The organism is Colwellia sp. MB02u-9, assembly GCF_014077085.1.
Taxonomy (GTDB): Bacteria; Pseudomonadota; Gammaproteobacteria; order Enterobacterales; family Alteromonadaceae; genus Cognaticolwellia.
This window is the reverse complement of sequence record NZ_JACGVF010000073.1, coordinates 178,653-184,804: the sequence shown is the minus strand read 5'-3', so window position 1 is coordinate 184,804 and position 6,152 is coordinate 178,653. Positions and strand designations below refer to the sequence as shown.

Sequence of the window (6,152 nt, the reverse complement as noted above, 5' to 3'; positions counted from 1 at the left end):
AATAAGTTCACTTACTACTACTACTACTACTACTACTACTAGCTATAAACCTGCATTAACTATCTTAATCAATTAACTACAATTTAATCTTCACACTTAAAGCCATTTTATTGTACGAGTAATCAATATTGACATCACGGGTGTCCAATGCCTGATAGTCATAACTCAATTGCAAACTCAATCTATCGCTATGTTGGTAAGCTAACGTCAAAGTAGAGAATAAATAATCTTCTTGCTCAGTGTTCTGGCGACTAATAAATTTTTCATTCGTCAGGCCTACTGTGGCCAAGACATTAAAACGCTCGGTAAACCCATGTTCAAAATCAATTTGCTGGCTTTGAACTAAGCGGTAACTACTGATTAACCGATAGCTTTCATCAAAGTGACGGTTAGACACTATATGTACTTGAGTAAAGTCAGCAAGACGCCAAATATAATCAAAACGCCACTTAAAAGCATGATCATCACGTAATCGGTTATCTGAAAATTTTAGCTGTTGATAACCCACTAAAAAATTTAACTCACTAATCACGGTACTAAACCACTTAACCCCCACTAAGGCTGTAATGCTATCTCGGTTACTGATGGGATCGTTCGGATATTCAGTGACTTTATAAGCAATATCAAATGCCAGAAAGGTTTTACCTGATAGCAAATAATCAAAGTTCGACTTAAAATTAAGTATTTCTGTGTCTAAACGACGAGTGTCAGTGCGACGAGTAGTGAATTTATTTTCATGGTAGGTCAGGTCGAAATTTAATTTCCCTTGTGACTCAAACGTGCCATATTCGTAGCCAATACTCGCACCTATATTTTCTTTTTCATCACCTTTAGATAAAGCTTCAGCCTGGCTTAAAGATAAGCCCGTACCTCTATAATTATAACTATTTAGCCAAAGAGCAGACATATACAGGCGTTGATTTTGGCTAAACTTGAATTGATATGTAGGCGTGATGGTGAAGTCGGTATGATCATCGTTGTTAAACTTATCAAAAAAGTAAGTGGCAAGTTTTGCATCAAAATTAAAAGCTGAATGTTGGCGGTTAGATGTTAAAGCTAAATCAGACGATAAGGTGTAATAAGCCGTACTTTGCTCATTGCGAGCTTGATAGAAAAAATTATCTATATAGCCCGCTTCAGAAGCTAAGGTAAACTCCGCATTATTATCAGATTCTGCCTGAACTAAAGCACTGAATGCGCTGATCGCAAAAAATATGGCAACAAGCCAAGAAAAATTCATATCTCAAATTTACCTGTTATTATTATTATAAAAATTGAAGAAGAAAATTAATCCAATTTATATTTATATTTATATGACACCCAGTATGCACACAAAAAATATTTATTGAAATCATTTGTTATCAATTTGTTAATAAAATGATATTTACCTACGGGTTTTATAGACATAAAAAAAGCAACCTCTATGGTTGCTTTGCTTTTTAACTTTGAAAAAGTGATTAAATAATCTTGGTAAACGCCTTTGACTTACGCTGAATATTATACATTTTTTGCTTATCTTCTGGTAACTTGTCAATAGCTTGTTCACTGTAGCCTTGCTCAATAAACCAGTGTGCGCTAACCGTAGTCAAGACAAAAATTGACGTAAGATTCTGCCTTTTCGCCGCCTGCTCTAGTGCTTGAATAAGACGAATGCCCCGATTGCCACCACGATAATCTGGGTGAATAACTAAGCAGGCTATTTCACCTGTTCTTGCTTCTGGGTAAGGGTAAAGAGCCGCACAAGCGATGATAACATCTTCTTTTTTAATCACCGTAAAGCGGTCAATTTCAATTTCAAGCAACTCGCGTGAGCGTTTAACCAACACACCTTCTTCTTCCAGTGGCGCAATTAATTCTACTATGCCACCAACGTCATCAATACCGGCAGCTGACAATTGCTCTTGATAGTCTTTGGCAATCAAGGTGCCTGCACCGTCGCGAGTAAACAGCTCCTGTAATAAGGCGCTATCACTGGTGTAACTTACACTATGACAACGCTCTACCCCTTGTTTACCACACTGTATAATCGCTTGTAACAGCAACTGTTGAACATGATCTTCTTGCTCTGCAAGTAAATCACTAACGGTCGCTACCCCACAACTTCGAATTAAAGTCCCCTGTTTATCCAGCAACCCTGATTGTTCAGTTAAGGTGATAAGTTTGTCTGCTTTTAACGCTATCGCGGTTTTTGCTGCTACATCTTCTAACGCTAAATTAAACACTTCACCCGTTGATGAATAACCCACAGGCGATAACAAGACTATTGAGCCGAAATTTAATTGGGTATTAATACCTTCAGCGTCAATTCGACGCACCAAGCCAGTATACTTAAAGTCAATGCCGTCACGCACACCAATAGGCTTAGCAATAACAAAATTACCGGTACTGACCCGAATTTGTGCACCATGCATAGGTGAGTTAACTAAGCCCATGGTTAATAAGGCTTCAATATGAATACGCAACGAACCTGTGGCGTCTTTTACCGCCGTTAAGGTTTCTGCGTCAGTAACACGTATATTACCTTCAATTTGTTGCGGTAGGGCACGAGCAATAAGTCGCTCTTCGATTTGCACGCGCGCACCATGCACCAAAACCAACTTAACGCCCAAACTTCTTAACAAAGCTATATCATGAATGATATTGGCAAAATTTGGGTGTTGTATCGCCTCACCACCAAACATCAAGACAAACGTTTTACCACGATGAGCATTGATATAGGGCGCTGCACTTCTAAACCACTTTACATTATCTTCATTACTATTCATGACATCTGATCACTAATATCTATCGCTTATCTTAATACGTATATATAACTTATGAATAACTTATATATACCCGCTCGACTTCAAGGGGTAACTTTGTGCAAGTCGAGAACGGGTATAAACATTAAAGTGGCTAAACTTTTTCAGCACCACGATTAACAATATATTCCATGGCAACTTCATCTTCAGGGTTTTTATGTGGGCTTTGCTCACTGTCTTCTATGATGTTGTCTGCTAAAGAATTTTTATCAATCAAATTAAAACCTAACTGCTCGAAATAGCTTGGAATATAAGTCAGCACAATAATTTTTTGTAGCTGCATTTGATGAGCAAATTCTAATAAATATTGTACCAGTGCTTGACCTTGACCTTGAGCATGGGCAGCTTTATCAATCACTAGGCTACGAATCTCGGCAAGACCTGTTTGGTAGATATAGAGCGACGCACAGCCAACTACCGCGCCGTCAACTTCAGCAACAACAAAATTTTGCACTGCATGAATAATATTATCGCGACTGCGTGGCAGTATTTCCCCGCGCTCGGCCCAGTAATCGACCAAGGCTGAGATACTATCAATATCTGACATTCTTGCTCTGCGCACCGACATAGCTGCTGCACGCTGGGCATTTAAGCGTTGCTTCACTTGTTTTAGGGTTAAGTTAATTTGCGTTTTACTTGGCGCACCTAAAACTTGAGTATTTAAGGTATCTTGGTTGTCCGCTAAAATATTGCCTGACTGAACTTCTGCTAAGGCTTTGTCGACTTGTTGACGAGAAGTGCCGCCGATAGCGTCGCGCTTATCTAAACAAGATTCAATCGATAAATGTTGGTAGACATCTTGTTCAATCCTGTCGCTAAATTTTTGCAGTTGTGCAATTGAAAAATCTTCCAAGGCGTGTCCCGCATCAATAGCCGCCAATACAACTTCACCAACAATGTGATGCGCTTCTCGAAAGGGAATATCTTTACTCACAAGGTAGTCAGCAAGCTCGGTTGAGTTGGCATAACCTTGCTGAGCCGCCGCTAAAGTACGCGCACGATTGACCGTTAAGCCTTCAGCAATTAATACCGCCATCTGCATGCATTCTTGCCAAGTATCAAGCGCATCAAATAAGCCCTCTTTATCTTCTTGCATGTCTTTATTGTAAGCCAGTGGTAAAGCTTTCATGGTCATCATCATACCTGTGAGTGAACCCATCACTCGCCCAGCTTTACCGCGCAGTAATTCACAAGCGTCTGGATTTTTCTTTTGTGGCATTAATGACGAACCTGAGCTAACTAAGTCGCTCATTTCAACAAAACCGGCTTCACCTGAATTGTAAAAAACCAAGTCTTCTGCAAAACGCGATAAATGCATCATGCTAATACTGGCGGTTGATAATAATTCAATCACATGATCACGGTCTGAAACGGCATCTAAGCTATTCAGTGTGGCACTACGAAAGCCAAGATTATGGGCCAGTTTTTCACGATCAATCGGATAAGCGGTACCGGCTAAGGCGCCAGAGCCTAGGGGTGAAGTGTCAGCGCGATACAAGGCGTCTTTTAGGCGACCAATATCACGGTTAAACATCTCAACATAAGCCAAGCACCAATGACCAAAGGTAATCGGTTGTGCGCGTTGCAAATGGGTGTAGCCTGGCAATACGGTATTACGCTCACGTTCAGCTAGGTCTAATACTGCCTGTTGCAAATTCACTAAGGCATAAAGTAAATCATTGCCGGTTTCTTTGCACCACAGTTTTAAATCGGTGGCTACTTGGTCATTACGACTGCGACCTGTATGTAACTTTTTGCCTAAGTCGCCAGTTTTTTCTATTAGGTTAATTTCCACCCAACTGTGAATATCTTCTGCATCCGATGCTAAAATTTGCTTTGGATTTTCTTCAACTGAAGCTTTTAATGCTAACAATGCCGCTTTTAATTCTTCAAACTCTGCTTGGCTTAAGACATTAACCGTAGTCAATGCTTCTGCCCAGGCAATAGACCCAACAATGTCTTGCACTGCCAAACGATAATCAACAGGTAAAGAGTCATTAAACTTTTTAAACTGCACACTGGCTTGCTCTTTAAACCGTCCACCCCATAATGCCATTACTAAATTCCTCTACCTTTATTTTTTTGCCGTAACTACTGAGTCTGCTTGTTTAAGCGCGGTAATTCTACTGGATAAGCTAAACAAACGAATAAAACCTTCCGCATGTTTTTGGTCATAAACATCATCAGCGCCAAAAGTGGCAAACGCTTCTGAATATAAGCTGTTTGGTGAACGACGTTGAGTCACTTGTGCCATACCTTTATAAAGTTTGACGACGACATCGCCAGTAACTTTTTCAGCAAAAGAGGCGGCAGAAGCAAGTTGTGCTTTCGCAAGTGGTGTAAACCAACGACCGTCATAAATGACGTGTGAGAACTCATGACCAACAGATTCACGATACTTTAATGACTCTTTGTCTAGTATTAATGACTCTAGCCCTTTATATGCGGCCATTAAAACGGTGCCGCCGGGAGTTTCATAACAACCACGAGACTTCATACCCACTAAACGGTTTTCGACAATGTCGATACGGCCAACACCATGTGCAGCGGCTTTTTCGTTTAAATACATTAATGATTGATAAGCCGACATGGGCTCGCCATCGACGGCAACTAACTCACCTTTATCAAAGCTAAGCATTACCTTGCCGGCTTCGTTCGGTGCGTCCATAGGGTCAACTGTCATGGTCCACACTTCTTTTGAAGGCTCACACCAAGGGTCTTCTAACTCGCCACCTTCATGTGATATATGCCAAGCATTAGCGTCACGACTATAAATTTTAGTTAATGAAGCCGAACAAGGGATATTACGCTCAGCTAAATAATCTAATAGGTCTTCACGTGAAACCATGTCCCACTCACGCCAAGGAGCAATAACGGTTAGCTGTGGTGCTAAGGCAGCAAAACAAGCTTCGAAGCGCACTTGGTCGTTACCTTTACCGGTACAACCGTGACAAACCGCATCAGCACCCACTTTTAAGGCAATTTCAATATGTGCTTTGGCGATCACTGGACGCGCCATTGAGGTACCTAATAAATACTGGCCTTCATAAACCGCACCCGTTTTAATGATAGGGTAAATATAGTCTTTAACATATTCTTCTTTTAAGTCAACTACATAACATTCTGAAGCACCCGAGGCGATGGCCTTTTCTTTAATGCCAACAAGCTCTTCTTCGCCCTGACCAACATCAGCACAAAATGCCACGACTTCACAGCCTTGATAATTCTCTTTTAACCAAGGGATGATAGCTGAGGTATCTAAACCACCTGAATAGGCCAGTACTACTTTTTTAATGTCTTTTTTTGCGGCTAAAGCCATGATTTTATTCCTTAACAATATTTTGTTGTCAA

General features: G+C 40.6%; 4 protein-coding genes. All 4 read right to left on the bottom strand.

The window, feature by feature from the left end; translation table 11 throughout:
* Window positions 1–76 precede the first annotated feature (76 nt).
* Window positions 77–1,240: an outer membrane beta-barrel protein gene (locus tag H4J65_RS05870; protein ID WP_182196628.1), complete on the bottom strand. Its 1,164-nt coding sequence runs from the start codon at window positions 1,238–1,240 to the stop codon at window positions 77–79.
* 217 nt (window positions 1,241–1,457) lie between these two features.
* Window positions 1,458–2,765 carry an amino-acid N-acetyltransferase gene (gene argA / locus H4J65_RS05865; RefSeq protein ID WP_182196623.1) on the bottom strand — a complete coding sequence of 436 codons (1,308 nt, stop codon included), beginning with the start codon at window positions 2,763–2,765 and terminating at the stop codon, window positions 1,458–1,460.
* A gap of 130 nt (window positions 2,766–2,895) precedes the next feature.
* Window positions 2,896–4,857 (bottom strand): argininosuccinate lyase, encoded by a 1,962-nt coding sequence (gene argH / locus H4J65_RS05860; protein ID WP_182196620.1) that lies wholly within the window; start codon window positions 4,855–4,857, stop codon window positions 2,896–2,898.
* 18 nt (window positions 4,858–4,875) lie between these two features.
* Window positions 4,876–6,120 (bottom strand): argininosuccinate synthase, encoded by a 1,245-nt coding sequence (locus tag H4J65_RS05855; RefSeq protein ID WP_182196617.1) that lies wholly within the window; start codon window positions 6,118–6,120, stop codon window positions 4,876–4,878.
* Window positions 6,121–6,152: the final 32 nt, after the last annotated feature.

What these genes read in the sequence shown, in the direction of transcription:
- H4J65_RS05855 (WP_182196617.1), bottom strand. Translation starts at nt 6,120, where the DNA reads ATGGCTTTAGCCGCAAAAAAAGACATTAAAAAAGTAGTACTGGCCTAT.
- argH (WP_182196620.1), bottom strand. Translation starts at nt 4,857, where the DNA reads ATGGCATTATGGGGTGGACGGTTTAAAGAGCAAGCCAGTGTGCAGTTT.
- H4J65_RS05870 (WP_182196628.1), bottom strand. Translation starts at nt 1,240, where the DNA reads ATGAATTTTTCTTGGCTTGTTGCCATATTTTTTGCGATCAGCGCATTC.
- argA (WP_182196623.1), bottom strand. Translation starts at nt 2,765, where the DNA reads ATGAATAGTAATGAAGATAATGTAAAGTGGTTTAGAAGTGCAGCGCCC.